We start from the raw sequence: 20,749 nt of genomic DNA on the forward strand, positions 1-20,749 counted from the left end.
CGGAAGAAGGCTTGATCTAAAAGCCTTAGACCAAGCCCCTTGCTTCCGCTATTTAGCCGATGTCTTAATGTTGACGCCGACCGCCGTCCCGTTTCTGCTCGAATCGGCAACCCCCGTAAATGTTTTGTTCTCCCGGTCAATGAAAATGCTTTGGACATTGCCGATTTCAACCGGATTCGCGCCGAATCTGTGGCCGAAGTCATTGAGCTTCAGTCTGACATCCTTCGGCATTCCGGATTCATAGCGGTACGAAGTCAGGCTGTTCGTATAGATTCTTGGCTCTTCAATCGCATCCTGAAGGCTCATGCCGTACTCAAAGTAATTCAAGATCGTCTGGAAAACGGAAGCAATGATCGTCGTTCCTCCCGGGGAACCGACAGTCAGCACCGGTTTTTCGTCTTTAAACACGATCGTCGGCGTCATGCTTGAAAGCGGCCTTTTATTCGGCTGGACTTCGTTCGCTCCGCCTGGAACCGCATCAAAATCGGTCAGTTCATTGTTTAAAAACAGTCCGTAACCGGGCACTAAAATCCCCGTTCCAAAAAGCTGTTCAATCGTAGTCGTATAAGAGACAACATTGCCCCACTGGTCCGTGACGGTAAAATGTGTCGTCTCCCCGATCGTCTTATCTTCAGGCTGAGGCACGATTTCATAATTCGGCTCTCCCGCCTCGTATTTCCACGGATCGCCCGCTTTCACATCGCGGTTCATCGAATCAAGGCTGATCAGCTGCTGCCGCTCCTTAATATAATCGGGATCGAGCAGCCCTGAGAGCGGAACATCGACAAATTCCGGATCGCCTGCATATGCCGCCCTGTCCGCATAGGCGAGGTGCATCGTTTCCGCGAGCAGATGATATTTTTCAAACGATTTTGGATCGTATTGCGATAAATGAAAATCGTCAATTAATTTCAGCATCTGCAGCATGAACACTCCGCCTGAGCTTGGAGGAGGCATGCTTGCGATATCATAGCCGTGGTACTCGCCCCAGATCGGCTTATCTGTTGTGACCTCATAGCGGGACAGGTCATCAGGTGTCATCGAACCCCCGAAATCCTGCACGACATCCGCAATCGCCCGGCCGATTTCTCCATCATAAAAGGCTTTTGACCCATCTTTCCGTATTAATTTAAACGTCTTGGCCAAATCCTTTTGTACGAGAATATCGCCTTCTTTTAAAGGTTCACCGTCCGGAAGGAAAATATCCTTTGCGGCCGTTTTGCTCAGCTTGTCCTGATGGTCCTTTATCGCATCGGCTAAAACCGAATCGATCGGGAACCCTTCTTCTGCAAGCTTAATTGAAGGCGAGATCAAGTCTTCCATTTTCTTTGTTCCCCACTTTTTATGCGCTGCTTCGAGCCCTTTCAGCGTTCCCGGCACACCGACCGCATTTCCGTGTCTCGACCTTTCTGAAAAAGGAATCACCTTTCCGTCTTCATCCAAAAACATGTCAGGTTCGGCACCCTCTGGAGCACGCTCCCTGCTGTTGACAATCGACGTTTCCTTCGTCTCGCCGTCGTAGACCATCATGAATCCGCCGCCGCCGATTCCCGACATCATCGGCTCCGTTACATTCAGTGCATACTGAATCGCAATTGCTGCATCAATGGCATTCCCGCCCTTTTTTAAAACCTCGGCTCCGATTTTTGATGCAAGCGGATGGGCCGTAGCCACCATACCGTCTTTCCCGACGGCGACTTTATCACCATCTCCGCCGCTCATGACCCCTTCTGCTTTTGACACCGGACTGAACAAGCAACCAACCGCCAAGCAAAACGCAACAACTAAGAAAGCTAACCGTCTCATCAGATCACCTTCCTTTCCAGTTTATTACTACTATAACAGGAAAGTGAACTGAAAATAAGGAATACTACCAATTTTCTATTTTTTTGAACCTAAACTCCCAAATTCAACAAAAAAACCCTGTCATTCGTTCTTTTGACACAATTAGCTGAAAGGAGAAAACACCTATTATCATCATAAAATCCCGGATGCAGCTGGTGCTTGCGCCCATCTAAAAGATGTGAATATCTAAAAATTAAATGGTTTTTTTCGACTGCACCTGTTTTTTTTCGACAAAAAGTTATATAATATTTTGATGTGTGCATTGTCTCATTTAAACAATGGAGGGTTACAAATGTTGAAAAGAAAAAAAGACAAGTTTTCCGTGCTTTTGATGGAAATTGCAAAAAATTTAGACGAAACAGCTGAGTATTTTGTTAACTATAAAGTGACGAATCAGACAACCCTTAAAGAATTCGCGGATACCTTAAAAGAGTATGAGACAAAAGGAGATAATTATGTACATACGATGATTAAGGAGCTGAACAAAGCATTTATCACGCCGATCGAACGCGAAGACATCCTTCAGCTTACAAACAGCCTCGATGATGTACTCGACGGCATCGAACACTTTTCAGCCATGATGGAAATCTTCTCGATCACATCTTCAGATGAGCATATTGATAAATTCAGCGGCTATATCAGAGAATGCGCAAAAGAAATTCTGCTGACGATTGAATTGCTGGCGGAAAATCGCCTGAATGAAATTCAGCCGCACGCCATTAAAATTAAAGAATACGAACATAACTGCGATAACCTGCACCGCAAATCGCTGAAGAATCTTTTCGGAAAAGAGACCGATCCGATTAAAGTGATCCAGTACAGGGAAATCTATGAGACGCTTGAAGAAATCGCAGATTCATGCCAAAGTGTAGCAAACAATTTAGAAACCATCATAATGAAAAATGCGTAACGAGGGATTATAATGGATCTTTTATTTGTATTAACCATATTGATTGTCATCTTTGCTTTGGCATTTGACTTTATCAACGGGTTTCATGATACGGCAAATGCGATCGCCACCTCGGTATCGACAAAAGCGTTAAAACCAAGGCACGCCATTATAATGGCGGCTGTCATGAACTTCGCCGGCGCCATGACGTTCACAGGCGTAGCGAAAACCATTACGAGCGATATCGCCGACCCTTTCAAACTGGAAAACGGATCGGTCGTGATCCTTGCAGCTCTTATCGCGGGCATTACATGGAACCTGGTGACTTGGTATTTCGGCATTCCCAGCAGCTCATCCCACGCGATCATCGGAGCGATTGCCGGAGCTGTCATTGCATCGGAAGGATTCGCCGCGATTAAATACCACGGATTTATTAAAATTATCGAAGCACTTATATTATCGCCCATTTTGGCGTTTGTTTTAGGATATTTGATCTACAGCATCGTCAAAGTCATTTTTAAGAACAGCAATCTGGCCAAAACGAATAAGCGGTTCCGGCGCGTTCAAATCGCGACAGCTGCCATACAGTCCTATACGCACGGCACGAACGATGCACAGAAAGCGATGGGTATCATTACGATGGCTTTAATTGCGGGTAACTTGCACAGTACAACCGATATCCCGTTCTGGGTGCAGTTTGCATGCGCCACAGCCATGGGACTGGGAACATCTGTCGGCGGCTGGAAAATCATCAAAACCGTCGGCGGAAAAATCATGAAGATCCGTCCCGTCAACGGTGTCTCTGCAGATTTGACGGGAGCCCTCATCATCTTTGGTGCGACGATCGTCCATTTGCCTGTCAGCACGACACACGTCATTTCTTCATCCATTTTAGGCGTGGGCGCTTCCCACCGGGTGAAAGGCGTTAACTGGGGCACCGCAAAGCGGATGTTGATCACATGGGTCATTACCCTTCCCATTTCGGCAACCATCGGTGCATTTGCCTATTTCATACTTGATTTATTCTTTTAATCAGCTCACTCCCGTCCGAATCCAGGACGGGAGTTTTCATGTTTAAAAGAAAGCCGGCATAACAATAGAATAGGAACTGCACTATTTCTCGGGAAGAGGGAAACCAGTTATGCTGCTATTTTATCAATTCCTTGTTTGGCTCATTGTTTTGGCGCTGGCTCTGTACGTGGCTGCCGTGTGGCGTTTTGAAAAAAAGCTCACCGAAAAAACGGTCGCGATCCGAAAAACGTGGTACCTGCTTTATGTTATCGGCGCCGTAATTTATTGGACGCACGATCCGCAGTCGATTTTCACGAACCCGCTTCATTACCTGATTGTTGCCGTTTTTTTCACGCTGACAGACGCTTTTATTTTCTTAAACGCCTACTTTAAAAAGCTCGGCAGCTCCGAACTCGCGACAGACACAAGAATGCTTCTCGAAGAAAACAACGACCTCCTCCACACGTATCAAAACAGGCTGAAAACGTTTCAATACCTATTGAAAAACGAACCGATCCACATCTATTATGGAAATATAGAAGCGTATGCAGAAGGGATCGAAAAGCTCATCAAACGGTTTGCCGAAAAAATGAATATATCCGCTGCACTTTGCGAATATAATTCAGAAGAAAGCAAGGATCATTTGCTTGAGCATATGGAAAACCGCTTCGATGTTCAAGAAAAGCTTGAGCGCAAAGACGTTTATTATGAAGAAAACGGAAAAATGGTCCTCATTCCTTTTTCCATCCACGATTTTGACTATGTCATGAAGTTAACCTCAGAAGACCTTGTCACAGAATTTGACTACCTCCTGTTTACTTCTTTAACAAGCATCTATGATCTTCTGCTACCAAACGAAGAGGAAGGTGACGACTGATGGAGCCTGCTTTTCAGCAAGACCATGAAAGCGCAAAAAAGCGCCTCGCCTTTAAAATGTTTAAAAGGCAATCCAAAACCAATATCGCGAAATACGAAGTCAGCCCCCATACCGAACGGATTTTCCGGCAAAACGAACGGCTGATCGGCGAGTATAAAAGAAAAAAAGCTTAACGAGGACGGGAAAATTCTCCCGTCCTTATTCCGTTTTCCCGTTTCATACATACAATAAACCAATCAACTAAAAGCGCTGAATTAGGTGATGCTGTGAAAAAACTGAAAAAACAAGTCAAACACGTCGATTTCGCAAAATTTGGCCTGTCAGACTATACCTCTCTTCTCAGAAGAAGAAGCGAGAAAATCATTAAAACGCTGAACAAAAGAAAAAACAAACCGTGAAGCTTGGACTTTCCCCCTCCTTCCCTGCTGAGTAGGGGGGTTTTTTATGCCTCCAGCAGCAGCAAGTGCATCATAAAGGATGCCCCTGTCCGCCTTCTGCAACAGATTGAGGCAGCTTCTCAGAACGTATCGGTTTCACAAACAAAGCGACGCAAATAGAACCTGCCACCGCCAGCCCTCCCGCAAGCAAAAAAGCGCTTGTGAAAGCCCCGGTATACTCGACGATGTACCCTGTAACCGTCGGACCGATAATACCGGACGTATTGGCAAGAAAATGCATGAATCCGCTCACGCCCCCGACCCTGTCCGGATGAACGATATCCTGTATAATCGCCCAGTATGTGATGCCGGTCAAATACAAAAAGAAAACCGATAGTGCGACAAGGGCAACAGCTCCAAACGCAGTCGTGACAAGCCCGGCAAACCCAATGCATACCGCCGCAGCCAAAAGGCAGCACACAAGCACGGCTTTTCTCGAAAACATCTGTTTGCCCGTCAGCTTGAACAGATAATCCGATATAAATCCCCCAAGCGCGAGACCGAGAAATCCGACAACCCACGGTATCATCGTTGCAACGCTCATATCGTGTATGCTCAGCCCCCGGGCTGACGTTAAATAGCTCGGAAACCACGTTAAGAAAAAGAATAAAATATAGTTGTAAGAAAAGAATGCGAATGCCGTAAACAGCACGGTCGGCTGCTTCAAATAAAAAGACAGCGGGATCCCGGTATCCTTTTTCGGACGCGTTTCTTTTTCAGGGGACAAACTGCGGGAATCGTCCGGCTTATCTTTCATGAATTTCATCCAGAACCAAGTCCAGATAAGCCCGATGATCATGATCAACACAAAGGAAGCTTTCCACCCCCAATGGATCGCGATCAATCCGACGATCGGTCCTGAAATGGCTCCGCCGAGCGGCGTTCCGCACATCGTCATGCCGAGCGCCCTTGCTCTTTCTTTTTGCGGAAACCAATTGTTGACCGACTTGCTCGTTGCAGCTGACAGCGGACCTTCCCCCATGCCAAAAATGACGCGGATGATAAACAGTGAGACGAAATTATATGTCAGTGCAATGGCGCCGCTGAAAACCGACCATACGACCATTGCAGCCGACAGCGTATGTTTCGCTCCATACTTATCTGATGCCCAGCCGCCGATAAAATTAAAGATGGCATATCCGATGAAAAAACTGCTGAACAGCATGCCCATCTGCGCCGGACGTATGTTCAAATCTTCCTGAATAAAAGGAGCGGCGACAGACAATGCTGAACGATCCAAATAATTAATCACTCCCGCCAAAAAAAGCATCACGATGACAAACCCGCGGCCGTTTGAAAACATGGGCAACCCCCTCTTTCCGGAATTTAGAAAACGTTTTCATTTTATGCGTTTTTACAGATGGATCAACACTTTCACAGGATTGGTTTCCGGAGCAAGTGCTGATTGAAATCCGTCAACAACATCGCGGAACGCAATCTGACCGGTAACAAACCGGTTCGCATCCGCTCCGCCATCCCTGATCGCTTTCATCACCGTCTCAAAATCGCTTCTTAATGCGTTGTGGCTGGATAAAATGGTCAGCTCCCGCTTGTGGATTTCAGGATCGGGCATGACCAGATGGCCGTGAACCAGTCCGACATAGATCAGCCGGCCCCCGTGGGCGGCGTACTGATAAGCGCTGTTCATCGATCCAAGGTGCCCTGTCGCGTCAAAGACAGCCGCCGGATAGTCTCCGTTCGTCAACCGTTTGATCTCATCTGCCGCATGTTCTCCCGCTAATACAACTTCATCGGCTTCAGCCCATTCACGGCTAAATGTGAGACGCTCATTTCTGACATCCATCGCGATGACTTTCGCCCCCTTCAATTTTGCGAATCTCATCACGCTGAGCCCGATAGGCCCCGCTCCAACGACAAGCACCGCTTCCCCTTTTTTGATATTTGCCCTTTCTGCAGCGTGGGCGCCGATGCTCAAACATTCAATGACAGCGGCTTCGCTGAGCGTCAATCCTTCTGTTTTTAGCAGGTGGTCTGCCGAGATGTTTATGTATTCCCGCATTCCCCCATCTGTATGGACACCGAGGACGTTCAGATTCACGCAGCAGTTGGGCCGGCCGTTCCGGCAGGCGATGCATGTCCCGCATTCCAAATAAGGAATAATTGACACTTGATCGCCAGGCATAAGCATTCCGCCGGTATCATCGATGCTGACAATTTCACCGGACAGCTCGTGTCCGAGCACTCTTGGATAAGAGAAAAACGGCTGTTTTCCGCAATAAGCGTGAAAATCCGTCCGCAAATTCCGATTCGTTTGATGCGGACCAATGCTTCCCCATCCTTAAGTTCCGGCATATTCACATCCGTCATTTTAAAATGATAAGGCTTTTCACACACAATCTGCTTCATGTATCGGCCTCCCCTTTATCGCATGGTTTAGACACCGGCATAAGCCGTAAACCCGCCATCCACCGGCACTGTTATACCGGTAACAAATCCGGACATCTTCTCATCCGCCAGCCAAAGCAGCGTCCCCAGCAAATCTTCCGGGCTGCCGAAACGCTTCATCGGGGTGTGAGAGATGATCTTCTTTGCTCTATCGGTAAATTCGCCGTTTTGATCAAGAAGAAGCCGTTCATTTTGATTGGTTAGGAAAAATCCCGGGGCAATGGCGTTGACCCTGATCCCCGTTTCAGCCAGATAGACGGCCAGCCATTTCGTAAAATTGTCGATGCCCGCTTTCGCCGCGCTGTATGCAGGCACTTTCGTCATCGGGGTTTGGGCGCTCATTGAAGAAATATTGATCACGGATGCCCCTTTTTGGTTCAGCATCATTTTTGCAAATTGCTGTGTTGGAATGAAAGAACCGAGGAAGTTTAAATTGAGAACAGAACCGACATCATCGCAGTTCAGATCAAATAATGTCTTGATGTTGTCCTGGAAGAGGTGCGCGGAGTTGAATGTTTCATCTGATGTCGTGCCATTGGGGTGATTGCCGCCGGCCCCGTTCACCAATAGATCACAGCCGCCGAATCGGTCGGCCACAACGCGCTTCGCCCGTTCAACGCTTCGTTGATTGATAACATCACACTCAACGGCAATCGCTGCGCCGCCGGCTTTTCGAATAGCTTCGGCCACAAGTTCTCCTTTTTCAACGGTTCGATTAAGAATGGCAACTTTCATACCCTGCCGGCCGAGCTCTCTCGCCATCGCGCCGCAAAGCACCCCGCTGCCGCCTGTGATGACCGCAGTTTTCCCCGCTAAATTTTCATGGATTTCAAGCATTGTGAAGCCTCCCGTTTTTCTCTATTAAGCGAATCCCATATGCCCCATAAATACATAATACCGAGCGCCCTGTCATACAGACCGTAGCCGGGCCTGCACTTTTCATCCCAGATGTGGCGGCCGTGATCCGGACGCACATAGCCTGAAAAACCTGTTTCATGATAGGCTTTGACAATCCCGCAAATGTCAACGGTGCCATCTTTTGTTCTGTGCGATGTTTCGATAAAATCGCCGTTTTCGTAGACTTTGACGTTGCGGATATGGGCAAATGGAATCCGGTCAGCATACGCATGGATCATGGCGGAAAGATCGTTTTCGGGATTGGCCCCCAATGAACCGCTGCACAGTGTCACGCCATTAGCCGGATGATCGACAAGCTGAAGCAGCCTTCCGATGCTTTCTCCTGAAGTCATGATGCGCGGGAGTCCGAAAACCGGCCACGGCGGATCATCGGGATGGATCGCCATTGTGATTCCGCAGCGTGCGGCGGTTGGAATGATGTGTTCAAGAAAATAGTGAAGATGGCTCCAAAGATCCTCCTCCGTCACATTTTGATAGGCTTCAAACAGCCTTGTCAGATGCTCCAGCCGCTCCGGTTCCCAGCCCGGCATCGTGAATTCGGGGTGCTTGGCGATTTGATCGACAAGCGCAAAAGGGTCGATTGTGTGCACCTTTGCGTGCTCATAAAACAGAGCGGTGGAACCGTCTGGAGCCTTTTTGTATAAATCGGTCCGCAGCCAGTCAAATACAGGCATAAAATTGTAGCAGATCACCTTTACGCCGGCTTTGGCCAAATTTTCAATCGTTCGCTTGTATTTTTCAATATACAGATCTCTCGTCGGCAGCCCGAGCTTAATATCCTCATGTATGTTAACGCTTTCAACAACTTCAATGTGAAAACCGTGCTGTTCACACTGCCGTTTTACCTCTAAGATCTCTTCCAATGGCCATTCTTCACCTGGCGGCTGATGATGAAGCGCCCAAACGATCCCCTCTACACCGGGAATCTGCCTGATCTGCTCAAGGGTGACGGAGTCGTTTCCTTCTCCATACCATCTGAAAACCATTTTCATCACACTTCCTCCTCACCGATTCAATAAGATAAAATAATCTTTGTGACCTGATGGGGACAGTTTTTCGCTTTTTTCAACGCCTCTTCTATTTCCGTAAAAGGCATGATCTCAGTCACAAAAGACCGGGCTATTTCAGGGTTTTCATTCAAAAATTGAATGACGCCGGGAAATTGATTGACGCTGTGTTTAGTCCCGTAAATTTCAATGTCTTTCTTTGTGAGAAGAAGGCCCGGAATCGTCACATTCTCCCCCGTTAAGCCGACAATGACAATGCGCCCGGCGGCAGCTGCCAAACTGATTGATTGCTCAATGGTCGCGGGAATCCCGGCCGCTTCGAACACAATCCCCGCCCCTTCTCCGTCTGTCAGTTTCAGAATCATTTGCTCGGCATCCTCTTCACCAGGCTGAATAACGGCATCCGCACCGAATGCCTCGGCAAGCTCAAGCCTTTCCCGTACGGGATCGACAGCGATGACACGGGAGTCAAAGCGCTTTTTAAGCTGTGCCAAAATCGTTAACCCGATCGGACCCATTCCCAATATGACAATCGTTTCGCCTGTTTGAATATCCGCCCGCCGAACCGCCTGCGCTCCGATTGAAAACGGCTCGCACAAAGCAGCGGTTGCAAAATCCATTTGCTCAGGAATCGGATGGACATGCGTTTCTGGAACAATGATAAAATCAGCGAACCCTCCTCTGCGAACCGACCCGATCATATCGATGTTCATACAGGCGTTTGTCCTCCCTTTCCGACAAGGGTAGCAGCCTCCGCACGGGATCGCCGGTTCAATTACGACCCGTTCGCCTGCGGATCGCCCCCTCACGCCGGCCCCCGTTTTTTCAATGATGCCTGCAAGCTCATGTCCAAAGATCTGAGGGTACTGTGCATATGGATTTGAGCCGTCGTAAAAATGCACATCACTTCCGCAAATCCCGGCAGCCTTTATCTTGACAAGGACTTCACCGCTGGCCGGTTCGGGACGCGGTATGTCGTGAAATTCAATCGAATAAGGCTTCGTCATCACCGCAGCTTTCACATCACCACTCCTTTTAAAGCGCTTACTTTTTGAAATAACCGGGAAACTCATCAATGAGCATCTGTTTATCGACGATGACCAGCTGCAAATGCTCTTCGGCGATTTCCTTGGCTTTTGCCTTCTGTTTTGTTCGAATCGCTTCTGTTAATGCCGCGTGCTGCTGATGGATGGTGTTCCAGTTAAAATCGGCGGCAAGCCTTAAAAAGCGGATTCTTTGGAAGGGAACGTTCATCTGCTGAATCGCAGCCCAGACATTCGCTTTTCCGCAGCCTTCAAAAATCGTCTGATGAAACGCTTCATCTAATTCAAACAAACTTTCATAATTTTTCTGTGCGATCGATAATTCCTGCATCTTCACATTCTGCTCCAGCTTAAACATAGCTTCCTGCGGGAAGTCCTCACACGCCAGTTCAGCTACAGCCTTTTCCAGTTTTTCCCGCATAAACCTCGCTTCCTCCACCAGGTCAAGATCGATCAGCGACACGCGGGTTCCTTTCTGCGGATAGACTTCGAGAAGCCCTTCCTTCGACAGCTGCAAAAAAGCCTCTCTGACCGGAGTGCGGCTGACTTCATACCGTTCTGAAATCTCTTTTTCCGATATCTGCTCACCCGGAACAAGCCGAAACTTCATGATTTCTTCCTTCAGCACCTGATAGATTTGATCTCTGACAGAACGCGGGTTTAATTGTTTCATTTTCATGACTCTCACCCCCTCTCCGCCATACTACCATACAAGTATGGCTGTGGGATAGTTATTTTTTGAAAATTTTTAAAAAATATAAAGGAACTTTAAAAGTTCCTTTCAGCTTGTCGACAAAGTCACAAAAAAGTGGCTTGATCGACAAGCTTTTTTTGTTAAAATGTGTGTGGAATCTAATTTTTGGAGGTTTTACCATGTTGACCAAACACTCTAAAGATCAGCGTGAACAGCTTGAAGTCGTTGCCTTAAGTGAGCTTGTACCTGAAGACCATTTGGTCAGGAAGATGGAAGAAGCCATTGATTTTTCATTTATTTATCAAAAAGTTGCCCCTCTTTATTCTTCAAAAGGGCGTCCAAGTATTGATCCTGTTGTACTGATTAAAATGGTGCTCATTCAATACGTGTTTGGTCATCGCTCCATGCGCGAAACCATTAAGCGAATCGAAACTGATGTAGCCTATCGCTGGTTTATTGGATATGGATTCTCTGAAAAAATCCCTCACTTTTCAACCTTCAGTAAAAACTATGAACGTCGCTTTCATGACACAGACCTATTTGAAACAATCTTCTATAGGATTTTACGTCAGGCCATGGATCTCGGCCTCGTCGATCCTTCGGTTGCCTTCATCGACAGCACACATGTCAAAGCGAATGCCAATAAGAAAAAGTTTGTGAAAAAGATCGTAAGAAAAGAAACAAGAGCTTATCAGGAACAGTTAGATCAAGAAATTAATGCCGATCGCGAAGCCAACGGCAAAAAGCCCTTAAAGCCCAGGCAATGCTCAGAAGAACGAGAAATAAAAGAAAGTACAACAGATCCTGAGAGCGGCTATTTTGTAAAGGGTGAACGGGAACGCCTTTTTGCTTATGGTTTTCATACAGCTTGTGACCGGAACGGATTTGTGCTGGGGACGGTTGTTGAGCCTGCCAATATTCATGACAGCCAAGTGTTCACGACCCTGTTTCAACAAGTGAAAGAGCGCGTCGCCAAGCCTCATACGGTCGCAGTTGATGCCGGATACAAAACACCGGTTATCGCAAAATTTCTTCATGAAGAAAACGTTCGCCCTGTTATGCCTTACACGCGTCCGCAAACCAAAAAAGGATTCATGAGAAAACACGAGTATGTTTACGATGAATTTTATGATGTCTATATCTGCCCGCAAGACCATATTCTCTCCTATCGCACAACCAATCGGCAAGGTTATCGAGAGTATGCTTCAGATCCAAATCGATGTAAACAATGTCCATTACTACATACGTGTACAGAAAGTAGAGATCATCGAAAGATGATTCACAGACATATCTGGCAGGATCATTTAGACGAAGCTGATCATCTTCGGCATACGGAAGAGAATAAACAAATCTATGCCAAACGTAAAGAGACGATCGAACGAGTTTTTGCCGATTTAAAACATAAGCATGGCTTGCGCTGGACAACCTTACGGGGAAAGAAAAAATTGTCCATGCAGGCGATGCTTGTTTTCGCTGCCATGAATCTGAAAAAGCTGGCGAATTGGACCTGGAAAGGTCCTAACCGCCAGCCTTCTGATCGAAATAATAGAATAAAATGGACAAAAACAGGTCGGATTTTTAAAATCCGACCTGTTTTGTCAACGGTCTGAAAGGAACTTTAAAAGTTCCTTTATTTCAAAAGGGACAACATTTTCGCTTTTGTCTTCGGTCCGTATATCCCGTCCGCTCCCAAACCGTACATCAGCTGAAAACGTTTCACCGCATTTGCCGTCTTCATTCCGTAATATCCGTCGATCCCGTTGTTTTTGGCCCCTTTATCAGGGTAGTAATAAAGAGCGGCAAGGGCTGTCTGGATTTGTGTGACGGCCGTTCCCTTCATCAGCGGGTTTTTCACCTTATAAATGCCGTCGGGAAGGGTCCACGTCTTGCTCTTGCCGGCTGCTGACGCTTCAGCGGCCGAGAGGGCTTTTTCAGTTGACGGACCGTAAATGCCGTCGGCTTTAATTCCCGCTTTCTTTTGCAAAGAAACAACCGCCTGCACCGTCTCGTCTCCATAGCTTCCGTCCGCCCCGTACTTAGGCAGCGAAAAGCCGGCCGCGATCAAGCGAGTTTGCAGCTTTTTCACATGAGAGCCTGACATTCCTTTTTTGAGGATAATGCCCGACGATGAACTTGTCTGGCTGGTGGAGGCAGCCGATACGGAAACGGTTTTCCTCCCCAAAAGGGAATCTACTCTTTTACGGAAAGCTGACAATTGGCCGGCATCTCTCACCCACGGGGTTGGACAGCCTTTGTTAGTGACATCGTAATGGCGGACAATCCGATCTGTGGACAAACCGTATGTCTTGCACAAATCCGCTACAAGCTCTGCCGCATTGCGAATCGTCTCTTCATGGATGGTACCGTCTTTTTCCACGCACATTTCGACCCCGAGAGCCGTGGTATTGGCATTCGGCTTCAGAAAGCTGACATAGCAGCGGTTTTGATCATGCGCATGATATGCGACTTCATGATCGGGAATAATATGCTGCGCCTCATGGCGGTCGACAAAATAATGAGCCGACGCATAACGCTTGTCGGCAATGCATGTGCCATTGAAATAATTTCGCTCATTCAATGCCGAAGCCCCGGGCGTCGCCGTCCAATGCATGACGATGCCTTTGACTGCCGCAAGCTTCAGCCCGGGACGGGTGTATTGATTGACTTTTACAAAGTTATTGATTACTTTGACCAAACTTCATCATTCCTTTTCAAATTCAATTCTGGAAAGTCTGAAAGGAAGCTTTATTTCGTTAAACCTTTTTTCTGTAAAACTTCTTTTTGCATTTTCCCTTTGCTCGTCACATAGTTGTTCTTATACCAGGCAACGAGCGATGCAGCGATCGTAAAAGCCGCAGATCCGGCCGAATACAGGGCATCCGCCAATGTATGAATCTGATCTTCAGCGACCGGCAAAACCGGCTTTCCAAAAATGATCAACGTCTGATTGACCAGCGCAATAAAAAGAAGCACCGTCCTGACGACCGTGCCTTTGTCGATATGTTTCATGATGATGTCCTCCCTTATTTCTGCAATAAATTATAAAAAACAGCGATCGCGCCGCCGATGATGCCGGTGCTGACCGCTGTAATGATCGCGCCTGTGATGCTGCGCTTAATCCAGGTTGTATTCTCTTCGATTTTGTTCAGCTTTTCGTTAATCGAGATGATTTGCTGATCGTGGCGGTCTGATGTTCTTTCGAGTGTACTGACGCGCTGTTCGAGTGATTTTTGATCAGCTTTCATCTCCTGAACTTCTTTTTGGAATATATCCAGTTCTGGTGCTTCCGGCATTTTAATTCCCTCTTTCATATTTTATGCGGCCTTAAAACTAAATCCTAAACTGATATATTCATTTGGATTTACTGTATTTGAGCAGTTTTCGATCACGACATTACCATCAACACTCACTTGCAGCCTATGATACTGCGGAGTATTGGACATGCCCAATTGAGATGCTACACCTACAAACTGAAAAGCGCGGGACGGCCGATATCCTTTCGGCAATACGAATGCAGGTATATTAAAACCAATTTTCCCTTTTGCTATTGCACCTTCAACAAACGAACTTTAGTGCTGTCCGCATAATTAACCCATTCGTTTAAAAGCGTTGGAAAGTGCCAAGTTAAGTTCGCCAACTTTGCCTCGAGACTCTCCGCGGAAATTAATTCTGTCCAGTCAGTCCAGTTGCCCCCGGCTATTGTTTTCCGATAGGTTCTATTTGCATTGTCAAACGCGATCGCTTGACCATAGTTACCTAAAGCGTTGCAAGTCCAAATCCCTCGAACGGCCGCACCTGGTCCGTTTATAGCTCCTGAGGCTGCCGTAAAATGTATCAGTCCGGTATACTGAGGTAGGATCGTTTGAAAGTCATCTTCGGCGCTTATATATACCTTTGCTTGTCCATTGTCCCCGGTAATATTAAAAATTTGACTTCCATTCCATTTATTTCTCTCATCTTCAGTAACATGCCGTGTTTGATCGTTATGATGCAAGTCAAACTCATCTTTTGTGGCCTGTCTTTTATTGATCACTTCCCCCAGACCGACCTGGGATTTTGTTACACCATGCGGGTTACCTTTGTTCGAAATGTGTGCATCTGTATAGGCAGTTGAACGTTGTTCAGCTTCGGCGGCAAACTGTGCAATCGACTCATCATTTGCATTCAGCTGGTCGATAACCTGATTAAACAAATCGGCATGGGCTCTGTCCGTCGTTCTGAAAGATCTCGGTTTTTGGATGTCCAATTTATATTAACCCTCCTCTGTGAAAAAGTAATCTATTCATTTTGCTATGCAGCTCTAAACTTAAACCCGAAAGTAATAAACTCGTTTGGATTTACTGTATTTGAACTGGATTGAATGCATACCCTTCCGTCAGTATCGATCAGTGTCCGGTGGATTTGCGGTATTGACCCAGTACCTATACTTGATGCAACACCTATAAAGTACATCGCTTGAATCGGGCGGAACCCCTCAGGCAGCGTAAACGCAGGAATATCAAAGCCAATCGTCCCGCCCGTTATTGATCCGATAATTTCGACTTCTCCAAGCATATTTTTACAAAACCGGACTTTGTGCGACCCATACTGTTTCCATCCATTTGTCAACGTTGGAGTCTGCCAAGCAACGTTTAAATCGGCGTTTGTGACTACTCTTTTCCATTCTCGAAACTGTCCATCTGTGTGAACTGTTCCATGCCATAAAGTATTATCATAGCTCCGCCACGCATGGATGGTCTTTCTTCCAGCGCCAGTTTCAATTACATCGTAATTAAACCAGGAGCTGTCGTTTTCTACAGGGTTGTTTTGAACAACATGGCCCATAGCATAATAAAAACCTGTCGGCAGCGTTAATAAATCCGTTCCATCCGGCAGTTTTGTGCGCGTTCCATTATTATCAGTAATTTTATATAACTGTGCATTGTTCCATTTTTCCCGTTCATCTTCATTCACATGGAGATTCGTATTTTGTTCATGAGCATCAACCTTGGCCTGTGCTCCACTGGTCGTTTCCTGGGTCTGCCATGGCGTCCATGTTGTTGAATCGGATTTTCTGAATCTAAAATACGACTGTGTCCCTTTGTACGATTCATAAGCTGCCTGAACCAAGGTATTGCCGAAACTCATGACAAGCAAAAATATCCGATTTGATGAAGGTGGCGAGTTGATTCCTTCATTATAGATGAGATACATGCCGGTTTCTGTCAAAGTGTTAAAATCTGTTGTTTCTGAACTGCCTCTGTAAAAGACTTTTCCGTTATTTTCGGTTATTTTATATAACTGCCCCGCGCTCCATTTTTCCCTCTCTTTGTCGGTGATGTGAATCGAATGGTCGTTAGCATGGGCATCAGTATACGTTTTAGCCCTTTCTTCAGCTTCCTCAGCCCGCTTTGCAATCCGTTCATCGTTTACATTCAGCTGATCTATCGCTTCGTTGAACAAGTCGGCATGGGCGCGGTCTGTTGTTTCAAAGCGTCTCGGTTTTTGGATGTCCACCTTGTTTCAGCTCCTTTAATAAATGTCGTCGATTTCAAAGACGAACTCGATGTCGCCGTCTTTCTGCTTGTCTGTCATCGTTCTGACCGCTGTGAATTTTCCGGCTTCATCGACAAGGGCGAGCTCGTTGATCGTTTCCCCTGCGAGTTCGCTTTCTCCCAATGTACATGTATAACGGACTTTCGCCGGCTCCATAAAGGCAAAGCCGTCGATATCCTTTTGCAGAAGTTCGTTTTTCAGGGCCTGTTCGTTGCCCTGCAGAGGAACGGGTTCGCCTTTATCGTTTGTACCTCCGTTTCCGAAAGCCATTTTTGTGATTTTGGTGAGCTTGCCGCCCTCAGCCCGTGCTTTTGCCATTTGCTGTCTCGCATAAAGCGTTGTCACTGTTAATTGTTGTGCCATTTTGATTTCTCCTTTACAATGCGATTTTTTGCGCCGCTGCTGCCAGCTGCTTTGTACCGTCGAGCAAAAATGCGCCGTTTAGCGTCCACCACTTCTCTCTCATTTCAAGCGCGCCTGCTTGCTTAAATTCATGTTCGCATTTGCAGCTGATTTTGAAGGATTGGACCTTTTTGTTTTGATTGGTAATGCCGGTTTTCATGCCAGCTTTTGTTTGCTGTTTCCGCCGGTTTTCAGCGGCCGTCTTTATCGTAAAGCTGGAGGCGGACCGAATGTATTGCCGCTTCTTTTGGCGCAGTGTGAGCTGCTGTTTAAACCTGCGGGGCAGTCCGTCGATTTCTCGAAAACCGTTCAAGTAGAATGCATCATCAAGCAGATACTGTCCGTCCAAATAGACCGGTATCGTACCGAAAAAGCCGTTTTTGCTTCTTAAAACGAGCCTGTCATGAACGCTTTTCGGCGGCCGACATTCATAATGAAACCCGCCCCGGAATGTATAAGCCAAATGGGCGGGCTTCATATGATTGACGGTTTGAATGATTGAAGGTATAAACTGAAGATCCTCTCCGTTTACACTCAGCAAAAAATGATACCGTCCGGCCGTCAGTCTGACGGATGCGGACGGCTGTTTTAAAAAAGCATTAACCGCGCGCTCGATCGAGCGGCTTGTAATCGGCGGAATATTGGACATCTTGGTTAACAGACGGGCCCTTCGAATATCGACGCCGTCCGAAGCCTCGAGTCTGACATTCAAAATCTTTTCCCTCCTGTCCAGCCCCCATGTGGCCGTCGTGACGAAAAGCTGGTCCGTCATATCGAAAATCTCTTGATTTTGCCTCTCAAATTCAGGCGCTTCAGCCGTTATAATTTCTTGAATTTCCCGGATTTCCATCAAGTATGGCGGCAGGTGAAAAGCCATTTCATCAATCTTGCTCAATGATGGTCACCTGCCCCAGCTTTGGAATTTCCGTTTCTGTCAACTGCAGATTTTTCGCTTCCCCGTTGATGAAGACTTCCGAATAGTCGCTGACAGAGGACGATTCATAGATCATGTTGTTGATCTGCGAGAGACGGATGACGCTTTCTTTAAAAGCCATTTCTTTAAATAATTCAGTGATTTTTTCTGCAATTTCCTGTTTGGCCTCACCGATCGTCCGGCCTGATTCAGGTATGATTTTTGCAGATATGCTCACGTCTTTCCATACCGCGCTTTCAACCGCGGTATAAGCTCCGATCGGCGCCATACCTTCCCCTTTGCCCGGATCGGGATCGATATACTGCTTGACTCTTTCGATTAATGCGTCTGTGGCTGGCTGCATTTTCGCGTTTGTAATGACAACCTTTACGGTTCCCTCGCCATTCCACAGCGGGAAGACCTTCGCTTTGCCTACGCCGTCCACTTCTTCGGCCCATTGTTTGTAATGCAGCTGATTCGCGCTGACCGCTTCCCTACGGACGCGGATTAAATACCTTTCATACAGGGATTCATCCGTCTCCTCGTCGCGGCCGGGAATTTCAAGGCTTCCCATAACCGCTTTTTCAAGCCCGGGAATGGTATCGAGCGGAAGCAAAGGCCGCCCCGAAAAATTGGCGTTTCCTTTTATCCCGGCTGTTTCACATTCCAGCTTGCCGTCTTCGAGCATGGTAAAATATAAATCTTCCAGAAAGAAACGGGTTCCGGGGGGAACCGATACTCCATCCGTAAATGCCGCAGACCATATGGCTTTTGACGCCCGATAGCGCTCAAGACCGGCCTCAGCCGCCCTTCTGTCCAAATATTCGCCTTCAGCCGTATCCGCATAAACCAAATTCAGCACTTGATCAAGCCAAATATAAGAAAGCGCCAGCTCGGCGGCTGCCGGGGCAAGCGCATTCCAAATGACGCTGTTTTCACGTTTGTCAATCTCATCTGAAACCCGCTCAAGCATGCGTTCCATGATCTCTTCAAATGTCTGGTCTTCAAACATCTTCCCCAATCACCTCCTCGATTTCCAATGTCCCTTCATCGGTTTCAACCGAAAAGGACACGTGGAAGGCATCGCCTTGACGCTCAATCTCGAAGTCGGTCACCGCCGAAATTCGGTCATCGTATATGAGGGCTTCCTCGATCAATCTCGGTATCTCCATTTCTTTATAAGCGTCGGTCGTTTCATGATCTGAAAGAACCTCCTGCAGTTCATTTCCGATATTATGGCTGTAAACGGCGTATGCGTAGCGCTCGGTTCTCAGCGCCATACAAACCATTTGTTCCACGGCTTCCAGCCCCGAAATCATATCACCCGTCATCCTGCCTGTTTCAAAATCAATTTTGTACGTTTTTGAAGTCTCAATCACATCGCTGTCATCCTCGATATCTTCAAAAGATACTTCCGGCGAAAGAGCCATCCGAGCCACCTCCTACTCCTACACTCTGTCTATTACAAAAAAAGACTGCCCTCCAGGCATAGCCGCAATCATCACGTGGTCGCCGGCATGCAATTGATTGTAAAAGCGAATCGTTTTGTCTTCTCCGTCAATTCGGATCTGTTCCGTATGCTCTGTCAAATGCCTGGCCACCACCAATAAGTCGGAGGGGATCACCAATTTATCATGATTGCGGAGCTTCAGCTTGAGCGGAGACGCGGACACGACTTCAGCCGGCATGACATCGACAGGCGATTCAGCGTTTACGGCTCCAAGAGCCAGCTCTTTTATCGCATCGCTTAATTTCATGAAGACGCTCCTTCAGGTATGGTGTTTTTAGCGACGACATCAATCGTCATCACATGTTTTGTTCCTGTAAAATCGTGTTTATCCTTATCAACCCAATAGGTTTCTTTAATGCCCGCTTCCGGAATCGATATATAAACCGGCAGTCCGCTTTGAACTTCCGGTATGCCGATTGCCTGTATGCTTTTCAGCTCTTTTTTGACGCCTTTCTTTTCAGCCTGTATCTTCTTCGCCCGGTCGCGGAGCTGCGCCTCGTTAATATCATCCGAAACCGTTTCTGTGTACTGGAGAACGCCGAATCTTTTCATACCGGCTTCATCGCTTGCGGATGCGGTATAGGTTTTGTTATCTTTCTGCTTTCTCAGTTTCACCCGGGTTGCCGTTTCATCGATTGACGTGCTGTAAGCGTAATCCGTAATGTTCACACCCGTTTCCAAAACCCAGATATCCTCCGGTTCGGGCCACGCTCGTAAACACAGCTTTCCTTTTTCGGCATACAGCTGATAGTTTTTTCCGGTTTGCTTTTTTGTCTCCCGCAGCGCTTTTAAAATAATGTCATACAGGCTCGTATTGTCTTTAAAGACGAGCGATTTAATCGTATGTCCGGTGTTTGCAATCGAACCTTTGGGAATTTGAAAGTCGTTCGCAATTCGTTTGACAATGTCAGCGGCCGTTTTGTTCGAGAATACATAGACATCCTGGTTTTTCACCAAGTACTGAAGCATGTCGTACGCTTTAAACGTAAGCGTATATTCTTTCGGCACCCTGCTGAACACAATTCCGCGAAACAGTTCTTTTCCTTTCCATTTAAATAAAACGGTATCGCCTTCCTGCACGCTGTAATATTTGTGGCTTCCCTGCTTGATCACAATCGACGCTTCGATCGAACGAGTCGCCTGGTACCTTTCTCCTTCCAATGTGACGCTTTCGGTGACAAGTTCATACCATTCGCTTTCTTTTATGACAAATAATTCGATCATCGCTATCCCCTGCTTTTGATTTACCAGAAAAACGCCGG

23 protein-coding genes and 1 pseudogene are annotated in these 20,749 nt (G+C 46.9%); 6 read left to right on the forward strand and 18 right to left on the reverse strand.

Annotation, left to right across the window (positions count from 1 at the left end; all coding sequences use genetic code 11):
- Window positions 1-48: 48 nt before the first annotated feature.
- On the reverse strand, window positions 49-1,806 hold the full coding sequence (gene ggt, locus ACVC9U_RS12135) for a gamma-glutamyltransferase (RefSeq protein ID WP_441391010.1): 1,758 nt from the start codon (window positions 1,804-1,806) through the stop codon (window positions 49-51).
- Between the two features lie 331 nt (window positions 1,807-2,137).
- On the opposite strand from ggt, the gene ACVC9U_RS12140 reads away from it, so the two are divergent.
- The 5 genes from ACVC9U_RS12140 to ACVC9U_RS12160 all read left to right on the forward strand — a co-directional run bounded on the left by ACVC9U_RS12140 (window position 2,138) and on the right by ACVC9U_RS12160 (window position 5,020).
- Entirely contained in the window at window positions 2,138-2,755 is a 618-nt protein-coding gene (locus ACVC9U_RS12140) for a DUF47 domain-containing protein (RefSeq protein ID WP_020451049.1), read from the forward strand.
- Window positions 2,756-2,767: 12 nt separating this feature from the next.
- Complete coding sequence (locus ACVC9U_RS12145) at window positions 2,768-3,766, forward strand: inorganic phosphate transporter (RefSeq protein ID WP_075753239.1); 999 nt, start codon at window positions 2,768-2,770, stop codon at window positions 3,764-3,766.
- A 109-nt stretch (window positions 3,767-3,875) separates the two neighbouring features.
- Window positions 3,876-4,622, forward strand: coding sequence for a type II toxin-antitoxin system SpoIISA family toxin (locus ACVC9U_RS12150; RefSeq protein WP_020451047.1), 747 nt, complete (start codon window positions 3,876-3,878; stop codon window positions 4,620-4,622).
- The gene (locus ACVC9U_RS12155; RefSeq protein WP_020451046.1) at window positions 4,622-4,795 is read left to right on the forward strand and encodes a type II toxin-antitoxin system SpoIISB family antitoxin; all 174 of its coding nucleotides are present in this window, start codon (window positions 4,622-4,624) and stop codon (window positions 4,793-4,795) included. Before ACVC9U_RS12150 ends, ACVC9U_RS12155 begins: the two co-directional genes overlap by 1 nt.
- 93 nt (window positions 4,796-4,888) lie before the next feature.
- A complete protein-coding gene (locus ACVC9U_RS12160) occupies window positions 4,889-5,020 on the forward strand; it encodes a hypothetical protein (RefSeq protein WP_023856733.1) in 132 nt (43 codons plus the stop codon).
- Window positions 5,021-5,090: 70 nt separating this feature from the next.
- On the opposite strand, the gene ACVC9U_RS12165 is transcribed toward ACVC9U_RS12160, so the two are convergent.
- The 6 genes and pseudogenes from ACVC9U_RS12165 to ACVC9U_RS12190 form a co-directional block, all read right to left on the reverse strand.
- Window positions 5,091-6,362, reverse strand: coding sequence for an MFS transporter (locus tag ACVC9U_RS12165; protein ID WP_145651304.1), 1,272 nt, complete (start codon window positions 6,360-6,362; stop codon window positions 5,091-5,093).
- Window positions 6,363-6,413: 51 nt separating this feature from the next.
- Window positions 6,414-7,426: pseudogene (locus ACVC9U_RS12170) on the reverse strand (zinc-binding alcohol dehydrogenase family protein).
- Window positions 7,427-7,453: 27 nt separating this feature from the next.
- Complete coding sequence (locus tag ACVC9U_RS12175) at window positions 7,454-8,302, reverse strand: SDR family oxidoreductase (RefSeq protein WP_145651302.1); 849 nt, start codon at window positions 8,300-8,302, stop codon at window positions 7,454-7,456.
- Entirely contained in the window at window positions 8,278-9,375 is a 1,098-nt protein-coding gene (gene uxuA / locus ACVC9U_RS12180) for a mannonate dehydratase (protein ID WP_020451042.1), read from the reverse strand. The genes ACVC9U_RS12175 and uxuA overlap by 25 nt, the downstream gene beginning before the upstream one ends.
- Window positions 9,376-9,395: 20 nt before the next feature.
- The gene (locus tag ACVC9U_RS12185) at window positions 9,396-10,412 is read right to left on the reverse strand and encodes a zinc-binding alcohol dehydrogenase family protein (RefSeq protein WP_441391015.1); all 1,017 of its coding nucleotides are present in this window, start codon (window positions 10,410-10,412) and stop codon (window positions 9,396-9,398) included.
- Window positions 10,413-10,434: 22 nt separating this feature from the next.
- Entirely contained in the window at window positions 10,435-11,112 is a 678-nt protein-coding gene (locus ACVC9U_RS12190) for a GntR family transcriptional regulator (protein ID WP_003180863.1), read from the reverse strand.
- A gap of 194 nt (window positions 11,113-11,306) precedes the next feature.
- Here ACVC9U_RS12190 and ACVC9U_RS12195 point away from each other — a divergent pair, with 194 nt between their 5' ends.
- Window positions 11,307-12,737, forward strand: coding sequence for an IS1182 family transposase (locus tag ACVC9U_RS12195; protein ID WP_016886315.1), 1,431 nt, complete (start codon window positions 11,307-11,309; stop codon window positions 12,735-12,737).
- Window positions 12,738-12,757: 20 nt separating this feature from the next.
- Here ACVC9U_RS12195 and ACVC9U_RS12200 read toward each other — a convergent pair whose 3' ends face one another.
- The 11 genes from ACVC9U_RS12200 to ACVC9U_RS12250 all read right to left on the reverse strand — a co-directional run bounded on the left by ACVC9U_RS12200 (window position 12,758) and on the right by ACVC9U_RS12250 (window position 20,711).
- A complete protein-coding gene (locus tag ACVC9U_RS12200; RefSeq protein WP_441391018.1) occupies window positions 12,758-13,822 on the reverse strand; it encodes a peptidoglycan recognition protein family protein in 1,065 nt (354 codons plus the stop codon).
- 50 nt (window positions 13,823-13,872) lie between these two features.
- Window positions 13,873-14,136 (reverse strand): phage holin, encoded by a 264-nt coding sequence (locus ACVC9U_RS12205; protein ID WP_441391020.1) that lies wholly within the window; start codon window positions 14,134-14,136, stop codon window positions 13,873-13,875.
- A 14-nt stretch (window positions 14,137-14,150) separates the two neighbouring features.
- A complete protein-coding gene (locus ACVC9U_RS12210; protein WP_011197809.1) occupies window positions 14,151-14,420 on the reverse strand; it encodes a hemolysin XhlA family protein in 270 nt (89 codons plus the stop codon).
- 251 nt (window positions 14,421-14,671) lie between these two features.
- Entirely contained in the window at window positions 14,672-15,373 is a 702-nt protein-coding gene (locus ACVC9U_RS12215; protein WP_441391022.1) for a hypothetical protein, read from the reverse strand.
- 44 nt (window positions 15,374-15,417) lie between these two features.
- On the reverse strand, window positions 15,418-16,623 hold the full coding sequence (locus tag ACVC9U_RS12220; RefSeq protein ID WP_011197807.1) for a pyocin knob domain-containing protein: 1,206 nt from the start codon (window positions 16,621-16,623) through the stop codon (window positions 15,418-15,420).
- A gap of 15 nt (window positions 16,624-16,638) precedes the next feature.
- A complete protein-coding gene (locus tag ACVC9U_RS12225; RefSeq protein WP_003180850.1) occupies window positions 16,639-17,025 on the reverse strand; it encodes a phage tail-collar fiber domain-containing protein in 387 nt (128 codons plus the stop codon).
- A gap of 13 nt (window positions 17,026-17,038) precedes the next feature.
- Complete coding sequence (locus ACVC9U_RS12230; RefSeq protein WP_441391025.1) at window positions 17,039-17,959, reverse strand: putative phage tail protein; 921 nt, start codon at window positions 17,957-17,959, stop codon at window positions 17,039-17,041.
- Window positions 17,946-18,989 carry a baseplate J/gp47 family protein gene (locus ACVC9U_RS12235; RefSeq protein WP_441391027.1) on the reverse strand — a complete coding sequence of 348 codons (1,044 nt, stop codon included), beginning with the start codon at window positions 18,987-18,989 and terminating at the stop codon, window positions 17,946-17,948. Before ACVC9U_RS12235 ends, ACVC9U_RS12230 begins: the two co-directional genes overlap by 14 nt.
- Window positions 18,982-19,407 (reverse strand): DUF2634 domain-containing protein, encoded by a 426-nt coding sequence (locus ACVC9U_RS12240; protein WP_003180844.1) that lies wholly within the window; start codon window positions 19,405-19,407, stop codon window positions 18,982-18,984. Before ACVC9U_RS12240 ends, ACVC9U_RS12235 begins: the two co-directional genes overlap by 8 nt.
- 18 nt (window positions 19,408-19,425) lie before the next feature.
- Window positions 19,426-19,734, reverse strand: coding sequence for a DUF2577 domain-containing protein (locus ACVC9U_RS12245; RefSeq protein WP_003180843.1), 309 nt, complete (start codon window positions 19,732-19,734; stop codon window positions 19,426-19,428).
- Entirely contained in the window at window positions 19,731-20,711 is a 981-nt protein-coding gene (locus ACVC9U_RS12250; protein WP_441391030.1) for an XkdQ/YqbQ family protein, read from the reverse strand. The genes ACVC9U_RS12245 and ACVC9U_RS12250 overlap by 4 nt, the downstream gene beginning before the upstream one ends.
- Window positions 20,712-20,749 lie beyond the last annotated feature (38 nt).

The sequence above is a fragment of the Bacillus sp. GM2 genome (genome assembly GCF_056155945.1).

Bases quoted from the DNA above. Each gene is read 5' to 3' on its own strand.
- ACVC9U_RS12225 (WP_003180850.1), bottom strand. From the start codon at position 17,025: ATGGCACAACAATTAACAGTGACAACGCTTTATGCGAGACAGCAAATG.
- uxuA (WP_020451042.1), bottom strand. From the start codon at position 9,375: ATGAAAATGGTTTTCAGATGGTATGGAGAAGGAAACGACTCCGTCACC.
- ACVC9U_RS12205 (WP_441391020.1), bottom strand. From the start codon at position 14,136: ATGAAACATATCGACAAAGGCACGGTCGTCAGGACGGTGCTTCTTTTT.
- ACVC9U_RS12145 (WP_075753239.1), top strand. From the start codon at position 2,768: ATGGATCTTTTATTTGTATTAACCATATTGATTGTCATCTTTGCTTTG.
- ACVC9U_RS12155 (WP_020451046.1), top strand. From the start codon at position 4,622: ATGGAGCCTGCTTTTCAGCAAGACCATGAAAGCGCAAAAAAGCGCCTC.
- ACVC9U_RS12165 (WP_145651304.1), bottom strand. From the start codon at position 6,362: ATGTTTTCAAACGGCCGCGGGTTTGTCATCGTGATGCTTTTTTTGGCG.
- ACVC9U_RS12245 (WP_003180843.1), bottom strand. From the start codon at position 19,734: ATGAAATTAAGCGATGCGATAAAAGAGCTGGCTCTTGGAGCCGTAAAC.
- ACVC9U_RS12195 (WP_016886315.1), top strand. From the start codon at position 11,307: ATGTTGACCAAACACTCTAAAGATCAGCGTGAACAGCTTGAAGTCGTT.
- ACVC9U_RS12250 (WP_441391030.1), bottom strand. From the start codon at position 20,711: ATGATCGAATTATTTGTCATAAAAGAAAGCGAATGGTATGAACTTGTC.
- ACVC9U_RS12190 (WP_003180863.1), bottom strand. From the start codon at position 11,112: ATGAAAATGAAACAATTAAACCCGCGTTCTGTCAGAGATCAAATCTAT.
- ACVC9U_RS12140 (WP_020451049.1), top strand. From the start codon at position 2,138: ATGTTGAAAAGAAAAAAAGACAAGTTTTCCGTGCTTTTGATGGAAATT.
- ACVC9U_RS12240 (WP_003180844.1), bottom strand. From the start codon at position 19,407: ATGGCTCTTTCGCCGGAAGTATCTTTTGAAGATATCGAGGATGACAGC.
- ACVC9U_RS12235 (WP_441391027.1), bottom strand. From the start codon at position 18,989: ATGTTTGAAGACCAGACATTTGAAGAGATCATGGAACGCATGCTTGAG.
- ACVC9U_RS12150 (WP_020451047.1), top strand. From the start codon at position 3,876: ATGCTGCTATTTTATCAATTCCTTGTTTGGCTCATTGTTTTGGCGCTG.
- ACVC9U_RS12175 (WP_145651302.1), bottom strand. From the start codon at position 8,302: ATGCTTGAAATCCATGAAAATTTAGCGGGGAAAACTGCGGTCATCACA.
- ACVC9U_RS12210 (WP_011197809.1), bottom strand. From the start codon at position 14,420: ATGCCGGAAGCACCAGAACTGGATATATTCCAAAAAGAAGTTCAGGAG.
- ggt (WP_441391010.1), bottom strand. From the start codon at position 1,806: ATGAGACGGTTAGCTTTCTTAGTTGTTGCGTTTTGCTTGGCGGTTGGT.